At 34.1% G+C, this 16881-nt stretch carries 19 protein-coding genes; 2 read left to right on the forward strand and 17 right to left on the reverse strand.

The window, feature by feature from the left end:
* Nucleotides 1-50 precede the first annotated feature (50 nt).
* The 8 genes from rnhB to VSF34_RS05005 form a co-directional block, all read right to left on the reverse strand.
* Nucleotides 51-833 (reverse strand): ribonuclease HII, encoded by a 783-nt coding sequence (gene rnhB / locus VSF34_RS04970; protein ID WP_326717932.1) that lies wholly within the window; start codon nt 831-833, stop codon nt 51-53.
* Nucleotides 830-1693 (reverse strand): ribosome biogenesis GTPase YlqF, encoded by an 864-nt coding sequence (gene ylqF / locus VSF34_RS04975; protein ID WP_326717933.1) that lies wholly within the window; start codon nt 1691-1693, stop codon nt 830-832. The genes rnhB and ylqF overlap by 4 nt, the downstream gene beginning before the upstream one ends.
* A gap of 15 nt (nt 1694-1708) precedes the next feature.
* Complete coding sequence (gene lepB, locus VSF34_RS04980) at nt 1709-2284, reverse strand: signal peptidase I (protein ID WP_370659274.1); 576 nt, start codon at nt 2282-2284, stop codon at nt 1709-1711.
* Nucleotides 2285-2437: 153 nt separating this feature from the next.
* On the reverse strand, nt 2438-3883 hold the full coding sequence (locus tag VSF34_RS04985) for a S41 family peptidase (RefSeq protein WP_326717935.1): 1446 nt from the start codon (nt 3881-3883) through the stop codon (nt 2438-2440).
* Between the two features lie 17 nt (nt 3884-3900).
* Nucleotides 3901-4122, reverse strand: a complete 222-nt coding sequence (locus tag VSF34_RS04990; RefSeq protein WP_326717936.1) for a YozE family protein — start codon at nt 4120-4122, stop codon at nt 3901-3903.
* Between the two features lies 1 nt (nt 4123).
* Nucleotides 4124-4795: a YpmS family protein gene (locus tag VSF34_RS04995; RefSeq protein ID WP_326717937.1), complete on the reverse strand. Its 672-nt coding sequence runs from the start codon at nt 4793-4795 to the stop codon at nt 4124-4126.
* A gap of 13 nt (nt 4796-4808) precedes the next feature.
* Nucleotides 4809-5672 carry an SGNH/GDSL hydrolase family protein gene (locus VSF34_RS05000; protein ID WP_326717938.1) on the reverse strand — a complete coding sequence of 288 codons (864 nt, stop codon included), beginning with the start codon at nt 5670-5672 and terminating at the stop codon, nt 4809-4811.
* Nucleotides 5673-5723: 51 nt separating this feature from the next.
* A complete protein-coding gene (locus VSF34_RS05005; RefSeq protein ID WP_326717939.1) occupies nt 5724-6563 on the reverse strand; it encodes a DegV family protein in 840 nt (279 codons plus the stop codon).
* Between the two features lie 114 nt (nt 6564-6677).
* Between VSF34_RS05005 and trhA the strand changes: the two genes are divergently transcribed.
* The gene (trhA, locus tag VSF34_RS05010; RefSeq protein ID WP_326717940.1) at nt 6678-7325 is read left to right on the forward strand and encodes a PAQR family membrane homeostasis protein TrhA; all 648 of its coding nucleotides are present in this window, start codon (nt 6678-6680) and stop codon (nt 7323-7325) included.
* A gap of 48 nt (nt 7326-7373) precedes the next feature.
* Here trhA and VSF34_RS05015 read toward each other — a convergent pair whose 3' ends face one another.
* The 8 genes from VSF34_RS05015 to menB are packed head-to-tail and all read right to left on the reverse strand — an operon-like array spanning nt 7374 to nt 15739.
* A complete protein-coding gene (locus VSF34_RS05015; protein ID WP_326717941.1) occupies nt 7374-8000 on the reverse strand; it encodes a YfbR-like 5'-deoxynucleotidase in 627 nt (208 codons plus the stop codon).
* 45 nt (nt 8001-8045) lie between these two features.
* A complete protein-coding gene (locus tag VSF34_RS05020) occupies nt 8046-8465 on the reverse strand; it encodes a phosphate-starvation-inducible PsiE family protein (RefSeq protein WP_326717942.1) in 420 nt (139 codons plus the stop codon).
* Nucleotides 8466-8489: 24 nt separating this feature from the next.
* Nucleotides 8490-9569, reverse strand: coding sequence for an o-succinylbenzoate synthase (gene menC / locus VSF34_RS05025; protein ID WP_326717943.1), 1080 nt, complete (start codon nt 9567-9569; stop codon nt 8490-8492).
* A complete protein-coding gene (gene menH, locus VSF34_RS05030) occupies nt 9566-10390 on the reverse strand; it encodes a 2-succinyl-6-hydroxy-2,4-cyclohexadiene-1-carboxylate synthase (RefSeq protein ID WP_326717944.1) in 825 nt (274 codons plus the stop codon). Before menH ends, menC begins: the two co-directional genes overlap by 4 nt.
* Complete coding sequence (menD, locus tag VSF34_RS05035) at nt 10377-12092, reverse strand: 2-succinyl-5-enolpyruvyl-6-hydroxy-3-cyclohexene-1-carboxylic-acid synthase (RefSeq protein WP_326717945.1); 1716 nt, start codon at nt 12090-12092, stop codon at nt 10377-10379. The genes menH and menD overlap by 14 nt, the downstream gene beginning before the upstream one ends.
* Nucleotides 12089-13456, reverse strand: a complete 1368-nt coding sequence (locus VSF34_RS05040; protein WP_326717946.1) for an isochorismate synthase — start codon at nt 13454-13456, stop codon at nt 12089-12091. Before VSF34_RS05040 ends, menD begins: the two co-directional genes overlap by 4 nt.
* Nucleotides 13450-14910 (reverse strand): o-succinylbenzoate--CoA ligase, encoded by a 1461-nt coding sequence (menE, locus tag VSF34_RS05045; RefSeq protein WP_326717947.1) that lies wholly within the window; start codon nt 14908-14910, stop codon nt 13450-13452. Before menE ends, VSF34_RS05040 begins: the two co-directional genes overlap by 7 nt.
* A gap of 13 nt (nt 14911-14923) precedes the next feature.
* Entirely contained in the window at nt 14924-15739 is an 816-nt protein-coding gene (gene menB / locus VSF34_RS05050) for a 1,4-dihydroxy-2-naphthoyl-CoA synthase (protein WP_326717948.1), read from the reverse strand.
* A gap of 120 nt (nt 15740-15859) precedes the next feature.
* Here menB and VSF34_RS05055 point away from each other — a divergent pair, with 120 nt between their 5' ends.
* Entirely contained in the window at nt 15860-16234 is a 375-nt protein-coding gene (locus VSF34_RS05055) for a PaaI family thioesterase (protein ID WP_326717949.1), read from the forward strand.
* Between the two features lie 32 nt (nt 16235-16266).
* Here the strand turns inward: VSF34_RS05055 and pyrE are convergent, their stop codons facing one another.
* Complete coding sequence (gene pyrE / locus VSF34_RS05060) at nt 16267-16881, reverse strand: orotate phosphoribosyltransferase (RefSeq protein WP_326717950.1); 615 nt, start codon at nt 16879-16881, stop codon at nt 16267-16269.

Consider the following 16881-nt stretch of genomic DNA (forward strand, 5'->3'; position numbering starts at 1 on the left):
AAAAAGCAAAAAGAGACTAATAATAAAATTAGTCTCTTTACTGTGTGATATTAATTTTCTTTATTGACCATACTTTTAATTGGCTCAAAGGATTTTCTATGAATAGGGGTTATTCCTGCTTCTTTTAAATGAATCAAATGCTCCTTTGTTCCATAACCGGCATTTGTTGCAAAACCATATCCTGGATATGTATTATCAAACTCAAACATCATTCTGTCCCTTGTCACTTTGGCAATAATACTAGCACAAGCAATCGAAATACTATTTGCATCTCCTTTGATAATATTATCTTGTGGGATATCAACAGGAAGTGTCATAGCATCTATTAACAAATAATCTGGTTTTATCCCTAACTCATTAATTGAGTCTATCATAGCCAGTTTTGTTGCTTCGTATATATTAACTGAATCAATAACTGTTTCAGACTTAATCCCAATACCAACAGCTAAAGCTTCATCCATGATTTTATCAAAGAGTTCTTCTCTTTTAGCTAGTGATAGCTGTTTTGAATCATTTACTTCTACTAAAGATACAGAGAAATCTTTAGGTAAAACAATAGAACAAGCAACCACAGGACCAGCTAAAGGACCACGTCCAACCTCATCAATACCGGCAATATATTCAAAACCTGCCTTATGATATTTTTTCTCAAAACGAGACATCATTTCAAATCGTTCCAATAAATGTTCAGCTTTTTTAAGACGTCTTTTTGTTTGTATTAAAGCTGTTTGAACTCCTTTTCGCTCATCCTTTTCACAAAGTTTGACAAAAGGGTCTTCCATAGTGGTGACGTTTAATAATTTTTCTTTGATGACTTTAACCGTCTCGCTCATTTAAGGTCCTCTTCATGCTCAAAATCTGCTACTCTATCTAAAGTATAAGTTCCTAGTCTACCATCTCTGATTTCTTGAACAATCATCACACTACCACGCTCAAAGTCCTCTTGGAATCCACGTTTTCTAGTGATTACTATCAGCAAATCAGTCCCTTCAAGCATCATGTCCTCATCAGATAACTTATACCTTTCTTGTAACTGTTTAGGATAATACTCTTTAAAAAACTCTAAGCCATAAAGAGCTAAATCATCCATATGTAATAATGTGTCTTTAATCGCCCCTGTTAGGGCTAATTTTTTCCCAATCTCTTTGTCTTCAAATTTAGGCCATAAAATACCTGGAGTATCTAATAGCTCTAAATCCTTTCCTGTTTTTAACCATTGTTGTCCCTTTGTCACACCTGGTGTATTTCCAGTTTTAGCCATATTTTTTTTAGCTAATCGGTTTAATAGGGTTGATTTACCAACATTTGGAATACCTATACACATAGCACGAATTGGCATAGACTTCATGCCTCTTGCAGCTTGTCTTTCTAGTTTTTCACCTAAAATTTCTTTTACTTTTGGGATGATTTTATTAATCCCTTTGCCTTGACTAGCATTAATAGCAAGACAGTGAATCCCTTGCTTTTCAAAATAATCATGCCATTTAGCAGTTTCACGGTTATCTGCTAAATCTGCTTTATTTAATAACATTAATCTTGGCTTTTGCTGAATTAGTGAGTCAAGCATCGGGTTCCGACTTGAAATAGGTAACCTAGCATCTACAATTTCTAATACAATATCAACTAATTTTAATTTTTCTGCCACTTCTCTTCTGGCTTTTGCCATGTGGCCTGGAAACCATTGAATTGTCATGATAATCATCATTCCCTATCTTTTTATTATTTTCATATGATTAACTGGATAGTACACCAATTTAACTTTACCAATCACTGATTGTTCTGAAATCGTCCCAAATGAACGACTATCTTTACTAAGCCTTCTATTGTCACCTAAAACAAAATATTGATTTTCTGGAATTGTTTCACTTCCAATAATTTCCTCAGATTCTAAATCAGTTGTAAAAACATACTCGTTCTTCTTTTTTTTAATATCCTTTAAAAAAGGTTCTTCAATTTTTTCACCATTGATATACAATTGGTCTTTTTTGTAAGTGACCTGCTCGCCTGGTAAGCCAATCACACGTTTAACATAGGTGCTACCATCTGGAGAATAAAAAACGATAATATCAAATCGTTTGATTTCTGAAAAATTTTCCATAACTACAAAATCAGATTCTTTTAAAGTAGGAGACATTGAACTACCACTCACTTCAAGTGGTACAAAAATAAAAGCTCTAATAATAAAAACAACAACAGTACAGAGTACAAACATCTTGACCCAATGCCATAGTATATCGATCCATTTTCTCTTCAAAAAATCACCTACTCTTTCGACTATTATCATATAAAAAAAACAGAGAAAAAGCTATGATAAACTCTAAAAATTTCTTGAAAACATGTAAAAATTCTCTAGCTATGAAGAAGTATTTAGATAGACAAAGAAGAGGCTGACTTTTTTCAAGTCAGCCTTTTTATATATGTCATAATTAAATCTCTCTTACTTCTTATTTAAAACTTCTATACCTTTTTGGTATTGAGTGTCATTGTCTTTCCAATGCTCTACAATTCGTCTTTCTAGTAAACGGATTGTATCCTTATCAGCTACACCTGTGGCTTTTAAGTCATTTTTTTCTTGGAAAGCTTTAATAGCTGACTGTGTTTCTGTAGAATACGTATCTGAATCATCCTCAACAGAATAACCCAAAACATTTAAATACTCATTGATTATTTTAACATTTTCATTGGTTGAACCTAGTTTGTAAGTTATTTTTGTATCAATCAATTTATGCTGAATATAATCTGGTTTTTTCTCTTCTATTGTTGGTTTCACACCTTTTTCATGAATCCAAGTTCCATCTGGTGTTAGCCATTTTTTAATAGTTAACTTAAGCTCACCACCATCACCAGTTGGGATAACAGTCTGAACTGTTCCCTTACCAAAAGTTGACTCCCCAACGACATCTAATCCAGCTGAGTCTATAAAAGCACCAGCTAAAATTTCAGAGGCACTGGCACTATTTTCATCTACTAATAAGACAGTTGGTTCTTTAATTTTCTCACCATTATCTAATTGCTTACTAGCATCATGCTCTTCTGTTCCTTCAAGTTTTGAATCAAATTTAACGATGGGTTGACCATCTTCTAAAAAGCGACTAGAAATTTTCTCAACTTCTGTCAACACACCACCAGGGTTACCTCTGACATCAATGACAAAGGACTTAGCCCCGTCTTTTCTTAATTGATTTACCACCTCATCAAACTCTTTGGAAGTTGTGGTATTAAAGCTACTAATTTGAATGTAGCCAACATCTTTATCATTTTTATCAATGTTTCCTTTTACTGAATCAACAGGAATCACATCACGGGTAATCGTTACTGGAAAAGTTTCAGTATCACGTTGGATATCGAGGACCACGTCTGTTCCTTTTTCACCACGAACTGTTTTAACAATTTCATTTAAGGTTTTACCTTGTGTTTCTTCACCGTCAACTTTTAAAATAATATCTCCTGCCTGCATTTTAGCTTTTTCTGCAGGTGAATCTTTAATTGGTGGTTCAGCAACTGTTGGCATATCATTAGTCATAGTCATCACAGCACCAATTCCTTCGAAATTACCACTAATGTCATCATCAAATTCTTTAGCCTCTGATTTAGTTAAATAGCTAGAATAAGGGTCATCAATGGCTTGGACCATCCCCTTCATCGCCCCATCATGTAGTGCTTGTGGATCTACATCCTCAATGTAACCTGTTTCAATCAAACTATATAAATAAGCCAAATCATCATCATCTGATTGTTTTCCACCTGCTGTTTCATAGGCAAGTTGTTTGTTATCGTTTAATTCGTAAATAAACACCGTTGCTCCAGAAGCAAAAATTGCTACGACAATAAGTGATACAACGTAGTGAAACGTGGTCATCTTTTTTTCTTTTTTTTCTTTCATTTTACCTCTCACATCTCCTAATCCTTAGCTTCTTCATACATAGACCATAACTCATCAAAAACATCCATACTTGTCACATAATAGGCATTTGTTTCTAGATACTCAGAAATATCGTGATAAGTGGTCTCATTTTTTGGAAATTGCAAATCATCAAAAATATCTTCAGATAACTGAGATACGTTAGTTGGTGTTATCATACCACGCTGTGTTTGAATAAATTGATAAAAACTTAAAGTCATATTAATTCTCCTGTTTTTTATTAGGTTTCGCTTTTTCAGGCAAGAATAAACTAAACCTAATTTGATCATCTACTAGGTTAATCTGCTCAGCTCTCACTCTCATACCATTTGGTAGCTCTAGACTATCTAAATGTAGAATAATCATTGAATCATCTGGCTTAATTTCTACCCAATCAGGAAAATCAACTGAGTGAGAAATATAATTGATGACTGCTGGAATAGGAACATTTAAAGCCCCGATTGATAAACTTTTCGCCTCTAATTGAACATTACCGTTTGACAACACGTAAGGCTCAAAATAAAGGTAAAAATGAGTATCATGCCCCATTAGTGAGAATGTTCCATCAATTAAAGCATCTTTTTCCAGAGTGAAGGAGTAGTCAACACCGGAGTCCTTCATTAAATCTTTTGCATAATAATCTACTACTGAATTAACTTGTTGTTTTGTCATTAATACTTCTAGAATTGGTTCTGACTTATCAAATGATACTTGTTGCTCATTATTGTAAGACATTCTAGGTGTACTTATTCTAATGCCAATCACAATTCCAAAAGCTAATATGATGGCTAATAATACTAAAAAGGCAATTTTCCAAGGGTTTGAAAAGAAGGCCTTAAATCTACCTGGTTGTTTTACTTCAATTATTTTATTTACTTTTCCTTTTTTTCTCATCAAAAACGACTCCTTACTTTAACCATTCTTTTTTAGTAGCACCCATTTTAAGCTCAAAGGCATTAGCAATAATTTGATATCCCTGATTATTGGGGTGAACGGTGTCTTCTGGTGAAATCAAGCCATTTACAACACCACTATCACTTGTTGTTTCAGCACTTTCTAAACTAACGGTACCATCCTTTAAACCTTGGTACATATCATCATTAATAGGCACAAAGTAAGCATTACCTTGCTCATTAACAAACTCTTGTGAGCTTTTATTCCAAAAGTTTACAATGTCTTGTAACTCTGGAATTTCAGAAAATGTTAAGTAATAAGGATTATAAATACCTAATTGATAAATAGGCGCTTCAGGATTTAGTCGTCTTATCTCATCATATAATTCTTGCATTCTATCTAGATAAACTTTTTTAGGTTTCTCCATTTTTTCAATACTTATTTTTCCAAATAATTTTGGTTGCAAAGCTTGCATTAAATCATTACCACCTACAGTTAATAAAATAACATCGGCATCTTTAACTGATTTACTCATATTTTCATTTTTTTTCAACCTTTTTAAAATTTGATCACTTCTATCCCCAGATTTACCAAAGTTTTCAGCTTGAAAAACATCTACTGGATACTCAGCTGATAAGTCTTTTTGAAGAAGTGGTATATAACCACCAGATGAGGTTGTATCACCAATACCTTCTGTTAAAGAGTCACCAATAGCACTTAGGCGAATCATCTCAATTCTTTTTTCTTTTGGCTCTTCCACCTTAGGTTGGCTAATATTATTAGCTTTTGGCATCATAAGTGAAAAAAGAAACCAAAAAATTAAAAAAGTACCAATAAATAAATAGATAAAACTTATATTTTTCTTTATATTTTTCATAAAATCCCTCATTTAAAAAAAGACAGATCAAAAAGATCTGCCAATACGTATTTAGTCTGTATAAAACATTAAGGCAAAAGCCCCTTCACCTGAATGTGTCGCAACAAGTGGTGTAGTGTGTAGAATTGGAATAGCCATGTTAGGTAAGACCTTTTCTAAAGAGACTCTCATCTCCTCACAAATAGCTCGACCATTTGCCTCTGACATCCCAATAGCTTCAATTGATAAATCAGATAGTTTTTCTTCAAGGGATTTTAACCACTTAATAAAAGTTTTATTCCCTCTTCCTTTTGTGACTACTTCTAATTCACCATTTTTTAATTGCAGCATAATCTTCATATTTAAAAATCCTGAAACAGCACCAACTAATTTTCCAATGCGACCACCTTTAACTAAATTCTCAAGTGTTGCTACTCCCATGTATAGTTGTGTATTGTTTTTAACATGCTCAACACCTTTAACAACTTCGTCAATCGATGCACCTTGCTTAGCTAGTGTGGCAGCTTTGTATACCTGAAAACCTAGCGCCTGATCAATATATTCACTATCTACCACTGTGACATTAGAAGTCGAAATTTGAGCTGCTTGTCTAGCTGTATTAACTGTCCCACTTAATGATTCAGTTAAGTGAATTGAAATAATCTCACTACCATCTTCTCCTAATTTATCATATAACTCAACAAACTCACCAATTGGAGGCTGGCTTGTTTTAGGTAATGATTGCGCATTAGCCATCATTGTCATAAACTCAGCTGGGTTTAAGTCATTTTGATTAGCATAAATAACACTGTCCACCATAATAGATAAATTAATTGTATGTATTTCTAAACCTTTTTTTCTTTCATCTGAAATAATACAAGATGAATCTGTTACTACTTTTACATTTGTCATCATCAAACCTCTTTCCAAATAAACCATATTCATGTAGAATAAGACTATCTATCTGTTTAAATAGTATAACAGAAAAACAATTATTTATCACTAAAAATTGAAAGGATGACTTTGATGCAACAAAGAACTTTTTCAAAACGATACCTCATTGTTAACGAAGTATTCAATGCTATCACTCATGGTATAGGTGCTGGTCTAAGTATTGCAGGACTAGTATTACTTATCATAAAAGGAGCACAGATGCACTCTCCAATTCGCATTGTCTCGTATTCAATTTTTGGGGCTTCTATGATTTTACTTTTTCTATTTTCAACATTATTTCATAGTTTAATTTTTACTAAAGCAAAACCAGTCTTTCAAGTATTTGATCACAGCTCTATTTACCTACTAATAGCAGGTAGCTATACACCTTATTGCCTAGTCACAATTGGTGGTGGACTTGGTTGGTTTTTACTTATTACCATTTGGACTTTAGCTATTACTGGCATTGTTTACAAATCGATTTTTCTACAAAAAAGAGGTAAAGCAGATTACTTTATCTACATCTTAATGGGTTGGTTATGTGTGATTGCGACTAAACCTCTTTATTTAGGTTTAGGAAGAACTGGACTATTACTACTTGTTCTAGGTGGTGTCTCTTATACTGTAGGAACTTACTTTTATAGTAAACAAAATAGCATTAAATTTATGCATGTGATTTGGCACCTATTTGTATTAGCCGGTGCTATGTTTATCTTCTTCTCAATTTATCTATATACTTAAATAAGTTCAAATCAAAAAGAAGCTGATGCAAAAATCAGCTTCTTTTTGTTAAAACAACTCATTAATTTGAATCAAAAATTCTTCTTTGCCATAGAACTCTCTATCTAGTAGTTCTGGGAAAATCTCTTTTAAAAAATATTGAACAGATACTAAGTGATTAAAGGTTTGAATTGTTTGAACAGCTTCAATAAACATCTCTTTATAAACCACTTCTGGATTCCCTTTAACAATCTCTTCAAAAGATTCATATAATAAATCAATCTTATCTGCTACTGCTAAAATTTGGCCTTCAAGCGTTTCATCTTTTCCTTCAAACAAACGTCTACGATATATCTCTTGAAATTCAACTGGAATTTCTTGATCAATAAACTCTTCCGTCATTTTTTCTTCAACAATCTGTAACATACCACGAAGCTCTGGACTTGCGTATTTTACAGGTGTTTTAATATCCCCAATAAAACGCTCCGTATAATCATGATTTAATGATTTTTCATATAAACTCTTCCAGTCTACTTGCTGGTGATTAAGTTCTTCAATATCACCTAAAACTTGGGCAATTGATGCCACTCTGTATGAATGAGCTGCTACTGTGTGTTCTGTAAATTTGAAAAAACCTGGTGCTCGTGTAATTTTTTCTAAATTGTTTAACCCTAGTATGTATTCATTTAATCCCATGTCCATCACCTCAACTTTTTTATCATCATACGCATGATTAAGTACTTAGTCAATTTTTTTAACTGATTTACGCTCTTTTTCTTTCACTTTAGTCAACTCAAGTAAATATAAGGTGAAGGTTAAAATCAAAATAGATAATGTTAATAGTAACGTTTGCAACCCGTTATCATGAACAACCAGTAGCTGTCTTAATATGGCTGTGATACTAATTAAAACTAAGTATTTAATTGGTACATTATGAGCATCTTCAATATATTTTAGTGTCATAATAATAAACTCAAACAACATGAAAAAGCCTAGTATGTAATTTGCAATCGTATCAATTGAATCAACATGTCCATCATGAAAAATGAGTTTAAAAATGGAAACTAAATCCATTCCCATATAAATCAAAACTAAAATCGCTAATACTCCTAAAAAAATATTCATGGTAATACTTAATACTTTTTGATACTTATCTGTCATAGGTCACGTCCTTTTATCCTTCTTTTAAATACCTAATACTTCTTTATTTAAAGTGACACCAATGCCAATGCCTTGTGGTACTGGTAAACACCCATTATGTAAGATAAATTCTTCATTAATCACATCTTGATGAAAATATCTGCTTGTTGCTGAAATATCTCCAGGAAAACCAAAACCTGCTTGAGAAGCAAATTGTAAATTTAAAGCTCTTCCTACCCCAGACTCTAACATACCACCAAGCCATACTAATAATCCTTGATCTAGGCAATAGGCAACAATTTTTTGTGCTTCAGTAATGCCTCCAACTCGAGGAATTTTCAAATTGATAGCGTGAGCACTGCCAAGAGCTACTACTAATTTACAATCCTCAACACTGCGGATATTTTCATCTAAACAGATAGGCGTTTCTATCTCCTTAGCAAGAATTGCATGGTCTAAAAAATCATCAGTAGAAAATGGTTGCTCAACCATCATCAAGTTAAGAGTATCCAGTTTTTTAAGTTGATTAATATCTTTTAGGGTGTATGCAGAATTAGCATCAGCCATTAACATTATATTAGGATATGCTTCTTTAATGACCCGTAGTGGCTCGTAATCATATCCTGGTTTAATTTTTAACTTCACTCGGTCATATCCTGCCTCAACATAATTCCCAACTTGTTCTAACAACAAATCCAAATCTTCTTGAATACCTACACTAACACCTACAACTAAATGCTTACTTTGACTATGAAACAGCTCACTTAAACTGACATGTTGACGCTTAGCATATAAATCCCAAATAGCCGTCTCAACAGCTGATTTTCCCATCCAATGTCCTTTTACTGGTTTTAATAACTCTGTCACAACTTCTGGGTGTTTGATCTTTTTATTAATTAGCAGGGGGATGATATCTTTTGAAATAATGAGACGTTCAGTGTCTAGTGTCTCTGACACATAATCAGGGGTTTCAAAAGCAACTAGCTCCCCGTACCCCTCATTTCCTAATTCATCTGTCACTATGATAATGTCACATTTTTTCTCATGTAACTCTCCGTAGCTTGTTTTAAAAGGAGTGATTAACGGTAAGTTCACTAGATAAGAACGAATAGATTTAATTTTCATATTGCCCCTCCTTTCATAATACTATTAATAACTTGATATACCTCATCTGGTTTTTCAAGATGAACACAATGACCTGCCTCTTTAATAGTTATGAATTGAAACTTAGAATTTTCTCTTTTCATCTCTAAAGCAATAGTGATAAATTTTGAATCTAATTCACCTACTATTAACGTTATACTCTCAAGTGTCATCTCTTTAAGCTTTGGCCAAAAACTGGGCTGAGAGCCTGTTCCCATAAAACGTAAACTATTAGCTAGACCAAAAACTTGTTGGGATAATCTTTCTTGCCTGATTTTTTCTTGAGACTTTTTCGGCAATGATTTTTGACTGTCAAACAAAGCAATATTTTCCCAAAAATCAACAAAAGAAGCAACGCCCTCCTCTTCAATTTTAAGTGCTAGCTTCTCATCTGATGCCCTTCTACTTTCTTGTTCTTGAGTTGTTTTAAGTCCAGGTGAGCCACTTTCTAAAATCAAATGACTAATGTGGTCTGGATATTTACTTGCAATACCTAAGGCAAGTCTAGCCCCCATAGAATAACCAAATAAAGAAAAATACACGACACCTATTTTTTTTAACTCAAGGATGACTTCATCACACATATTTTCAAATGTATAATACATCTTGTCAACAACTACACTTGTTTGCCCGTGACCAATTAAATCAATAGCAATGACTTGAAAATCCAGCTGTCTATTATCAAATAAAGACTCAAATGTTTTAGAACTACCTGTAAAGCCGTGAAGACAAACTAAAGGAGGTATATCCTTGCTTGGATTACCCCATTTTTTAATAAAGTAACGAGGACTATTCGACTTCATTTACACAGATCTCTTTCACTTTATTTTTTATTTGCTCAAGCTCCGATACGTTAGCATCTCGGTTAGTTCTAATTTCAATTAATTGAAACACATGTCTATTTAAGCATGTTTCAAGCTCCTCTTTCGTTGATACCAAATCATAACTTGCTCCATATAATTGAGCAACATCTTTAAAATCAATTTCAAGTGGTGTGCCAAATAGAGGTTCAAAATCTGACTTATCCAGTGTTTGCTGTGGTAAATAAGAAAATATTCCCCCACCTTGATTATTTAATAGAACAATAGTCAACGGGATATTCTGTTGCTTCGCCCATAACATCCCGTTCATATCATGATAAAGTGTCAAATCTCCCGTAAGTAGAACTGACTGATGATTAGCTTGACAACTAGCCATTCCCATAGCACTAGATACAATACCATCAATACCATTAACACCACGGTTACCAAAAACTTGAAATTCATAAGGTAATGACTGAGCAAATCTATCAATATGACGAATAGATAAACTATTAGATAAAAACAACTGAGAGTAAGGGGTCATTTGTCTAAAGACTATTTGACTCACTTCAATTTCAGTTAACGAATGATTTGTTTCTTTTAAAGAGCAAATATCAGATACAGCCGTATGGATTGATACCCATCTATTAGTCCAATCAGCAGTAGATGGGGTCAAGTTCACTTCTTTTAGCATTTCTAAAAACTGACTTAAATCTGATTGAATAATCACATCACTTTGCTTTAGCATATCAGCAAAATGTTCCATCTCATCTAGCCAATAGGTTGGTTTTTTTAATTTTTTTAAATACAACATCACTTCTTTACTAATAGGATAACTTCCGATTCTAAGGACTAAATCAGGATTCATCTCCTTTGATATAAAAGGTATCATCAAATCAGCATGACTGATATACAAGTCAGTTTGAAAGCCGCAATTCAACGCATTAACTAGTGGATCTGCAATAACGGGCCAATTAAATCGTTGTGCGACTTGTAATAACTCCTTAGCCTCTTTAGGTGTGTGTACACCACCTATGACAACTAGTATCTTTTTACCACTAAGGGGCTGAGCTAATTGATTAAGTTGTTCTTTTGATAACGACTTAACTCCTGATATGACTACTTTAAAATGAGTCATATCTGGTACTTGTCGCTCTAAATCAGGTAGAAGCGGTTCACGCAATGGAAAATTTAATTGAACAGGACCACGCGGGTTTTGTTTAGCTAGACTAGTTAAACGAGAGGTTTGCCAAAACGCATAATTTAGCATCTCTTCTGAATTTTCAGGTAAACTAAAATCTAAGAATGCTTTAACATGATTTCCGTATAGTGCTTGTTGATCCATTGTTTGAGGAGCACCGACGTGTCGTAATTCATGAGGTCTATCCGTTGTTAATACAATTAACGGAATACAACTCTCAAATGCTTCACAAATAGCAGGATAATAATTAGCAGCCGCTGTTCCAGACGTACAAAGTAACACGACCGGCTCTTGAGAAGATAAGCTCTTTCCTAAAGCAAAAAAAGCAGCTGATCGCTCGTCAACACCAACTGTCGTTTCAATCAACTCATAACGATGTAACAACAAGGCTAGAGGGGTAGATCTTGACCCAGGGCTAATCACAGCTTGACGTACCCCTTGTTGATACAAAGCATCAACAACAGTGTTTAAATAATCTGTCATTTCTTCTTGATAATTTGTCATGAAACACTTCCTCCTAATCCTCTTAACATTGGTTTAAATTTAACTAAGGTTTCCATTTTCTCTAATTCTTTTTCAGAATCAGCTACAATACCGCAACCTGCAAATAACCTAGCTTGCTTTCCGTTAATTAGAGCAGACCGAATGCCAACGACATACTCTCCGTTATCTTCTATTAAAGACTGCCAACCAATAGGTGCTCCGTATAATCCTCTAGCTAAGGGTTCATGATTTTTTAACCATTCAGAACTTAGATTTTTAGGTTCACCTCCAAGAGCAGGTGTTGGATGAAGTGTCTCAATACCCAATGAAAAAGATACTGATTCGGAACGCTTCACTGATAAAGGGACATGTAAGTGTTGGATATCTTTGTTCTTTAAAATAGATACCTCACTTTCTATTACTTTGTTACCAGTTAAAGCAGATAGATCCTCTTTGATTCTTGATAAAACAATACTATGCTCATATCTGTTTTTCTTATCATTTAGTAAAGCATTAGCTAGCTTATCATCCTCAATTTTATTTTTTCCTCGAGGAGTTGAACCTGCAATACTTGCCGTTACAAACTCATCGTCACTAGCTTTTAATAAACGCTCAGGTGTCGCTCCAATAAAAGTATTGTCATGCCATGACAAACTAAAAAAGAAAGTATTTGCTTGTTGCTCTTTTAACTGCTCTAACACATCACTTGGTATAATTTCTTCAGATTTTTCCACGATCATCTCTCTAGCTAAGACAATTTTTTCTATTTGGCTAGATGACTTTAATGTCCCTACTGCTAAATCCACAGTCTCTAACCACTGATCCACACCTATTTCTGATTGAGACAAAATATTAGACTGATTACTGACTAATACACTTGATTTAGAACTTAACTCATGACATAACTCCCACTGTGCTATCACATCCTGCCTAAGACTAACTAAATCCTTACCATAAACATTTATTGTTAAATAGAGCTGATCTTCAAACAAAGTTATCACCATTTGCGGCAATATATGACACCCTCTACCAAACTCTCCCCAAGTGTCAGTTATCATCAATTCGTCAAAGAAAGGATAACTACCAAAGATAAATGGTCCTACACCTGGAATCTTACTTTTTCTAGAGATAATAGGCAACTGCCTTCTCCAATTAGATATGTCTTGAACACCACCAAAAATGACTTCTAAATCACCAATACCTACCATAGCTAGCTTTTTATCTGGAGTTTCAAAATAAAAAGATACCTCCCTTTGGGTCTTGTTTAATACTTTGAAATAATCAAAAGGAGCTTTTTGACTATTATGAATTGGTGTTGAAAGTGAGTAATAATATGTTCCCATTTTGTAGTAAGTATCTAAATCTTTTAGTAATATATCTAACACAAAAAGTCCTCTCTTTCTTTTGTTAATAATCTGTGCTTAGCTATTTTCCCACTCGCTGTTTTAGGTAAACTACGACAATAATAAACTGCTTTAGGGATTTTATAACTAGCCAAATGCTGTTTTAAATGTTTTTCTAGTTCTGCCTGATTCACATCACCAACTAAATACACCACAGGAACAGCTCCCCACGTCTCATCCTCTTGTCCCACAACAGCAACATCTTTTACATTATTAAGCAAGAGACATTTATCTTCTATTTCTTTAGGATAAATATTCTCACCACCTGAAATAATCAAATCACTTAAACGACTTAAAATATAAATATAACCAGAATCATCTCTTAAAGCCAAGTCTTGTGTTTTAAACCACCCATCTGCACTCCAGTATTGTTCTTTAAAACTGGCATCATTTAAATACCCATCAACCACACTAGGTCCTTTTAAGTATAGCTCACCTGGCTCATTTGCTACGGCTTCTTCCCCACTTTTTGTCACAAGTTTTAGCTCAACATGTTTTAAGGGTTTTCCAACAGAGCCTATGTGCTTAGCAGCATCTTGATTATTTAGAGCAATCACTTGAGAACAAGTTTCTGTCATACCAAATGACTGAATAACTTCAACATGCTTTGCTTGAGCAGTTTTTAATGACATCATGGACGCAGGTGCTCCTCCTAATAAAAAACTACGAAATGTTGGATGATACTCTCTATCTCCTAATTCCTTCATTAAGGACTGTAAAGTTGTTGGTACAACAGACATCACTGTTCCTTGAGCATTTATTAAGTCTTGAGTTATTTTTTTAGCATCAAATTTATTATATAATGTCACCTGAGAGCCTAAAACAAGTTGTCTTATTAATATAGACAGACCGCTAATATGAAACAAAGGAACGGCACACAACCAATTATCTTCTGTTGTAATAGCCATATTATCTTTTGTTGCCACAGCACTAGCATAATGATTTTTAAAACGCTGGATAACCCCCTTAGGTTTTCCTGTTGTGCCTGAAGTATACATAATTGAAGCAATATCCTCACCAGAAATAGTAGATACTTCTGCTATCGTATCGGAGTGAATTGTCATTTTGCTGACTGACTTTAAATCCAAGCTATTAACTGGCAAATCTTCTAACAAAGAGCTGAATTTTTCTTCACATAACACAAAAGAGACCTGAGCATCTTTTAACTGATACTCAAGCTCTTTTTGGGTAAGATGGGTATTTAAAAATACAATCTCTTTCTTCAAATGCCATAAACTTAAAATAGCGATATACATCATATTAGAATTACGACTCATTATAGCTACTCGCTTACTCTCTTTTGGTAGCACGTGATATAGTTGATTTGATAAATCCAACATAGCTTTGTTTAGTTCACTGTAAGTCCATGATTTTCCTTGATAAAAAAGGGCAACACGACCTGCTTGATTCTTAGCTTGTCTATCTAGCCACTCCATCTATCATCGCTCCTTATGGAAATTTTGGAAACTGATCAAAATTTGGATCACGTTTTTCTTTAAAAGCATCTCGTCCTTCTTGTGCTTCCTCCATTGTGTAATAAAGAAGTGTTGAGTCTCCTGCAAGTTGCTGAATACCAGCTAAGCCATCTGTGTCAGCATTCATTGCTGCTTTAATCATACGAAGAGCTAATGGGCTACGTTTTAACATATCCTCAGCCCACTCCATTGTCACATCTTCCACATCTTCTAAAGGAACGACCGTATTAATCCAACCCATATCTAATGCTTCTTGTGCTGAGTATTGTTTACACATAAACCAAACTTCTTTAGCTTTTTTATGTCCAATCACACGAGCCAAGTAACCTGCTCCGTATCCACCGTCAAAACTACCAACATTGGGTCCTGTTTGACCAAACTTAGCATTGTCAGAAGCAATCGTTAAGTCACAAACAAGCTGCAAGACATTTCCTCCACCAATTGAATAACCTTTAACCATAGCCACAACTGGTTTTGGGATCACACGAATTAAGCGTTGTAAATCAAGAACGTTTAATCTAGGTATATTATCACTACCAACATATCCTCCGTTACCACGAACTTTTTGATCACCACCAGAACAAAAAGCCTTATCTCCTGCACCTGTTAAAATAATCACACCAATATCTTGCTTGTCTCTAGCAATTGTAAAAGCATCAATCATTTCAAAAACCGTTTTCGGTGTAAAAGCATTATGTACTTCTGGTCGATTTATCGTAATTTTCGCAACTTTTCCAGTTTGCTCAAATAAAATTTCTTCATAATTTTTTAGTGTTTCCCATTCTCTCATGTATTAATTCCTCCTTAAATTCTTTACTATCTCATTATACACAAAATCAAGTGACTAATGGTAGATAATGTTTATCAAAATTTTATGCTATACTTGAAAAAACAAACTCGGAGGTTTTACATGACTATTTTAGATTATTTAGGGATTGAGTGCCTGACAAAAAATCAAGAAGAAGTCGTTTTACAAATGACAGTGACACAAAATCACCTGCAACCTTTTAAACTCATGCATGGGGGATTAAATGCTATGTTAATTGAGACAGCTTGTAGTATTGGGGCAAATGAGTATTTGGATAATAAAATTAAAGTGGCTATAGGATTAGATGTGCAAGCCAACCACATAAAAAGTGTAGCAAGTGGTGTTATTACGACTATCGCTAAACCAAATCACATAGGAGGTACAACGCAAGTTTGGGAAGCTAGTATTTTTAATGATAAAAATGAACTGATTAGTGTAGGTAGATGTAGTTTGATGAATAAAAAAATTAACTACTAGTAAGCTATCATACTCCGCTAGTAGTCAATTTTTTACCAATTTTTAGGATCTTTTTTCCATTCTTTTAAAACGAGTTCTTCATCTTGATGAATATAGTTATTCTCTAAGGCTACCTCAATTAATTCGTCATAATTCGTCAACGTATGACAAGCTAAATTATTTTCTTTAAAATTAGCTAAGCCATCAGGTAATTGATAAGTAAAAATTGCCATGACACCTAGTACGTCAGCGCCTTCTTTTTCAGCTGCAAGACAAGCTTCAATCACACTACCGCCAGTTGAAATCAAGTCTTCGATGACTACCATTTTAGCCCCTCTATCAATCCGACCTTCAATTTGATTTTTCTTGCCATGTCCTTTTGAAGCACCTCTAATATAAACCATAGGTAAATCAAGTTCTTCAGCGACCCAAGCAGCATGAGGAATACCAGCAGTTGCAGTTCCTGCAATCACCTGAACATCTGGGAATTCTTCTTTGATTCTTTTCGCCAAACCACAGGCCACATCTTGTCTAACTTCTGGGTAACTCATCGTTAAACGATTGTCACAATAAATTGGACTTTTCATGCCACTAGCCCATGTGTATGGCTCAGTGGGACTTAGTGTCACTGCTTTAATATCTAATAAATGCTTTGCAATTTTTTTCAT

Origin of the sequence: Vagococcus jeotgali (assembly GCF_035918315.1) — a bacterium.
Classification (GTDB): domain Bacteria; phylum Bacillota; class Bacilli; order Lactobacillales; family Vagococcaceae; genus Vagococcus; species Vagococcus jeotgali.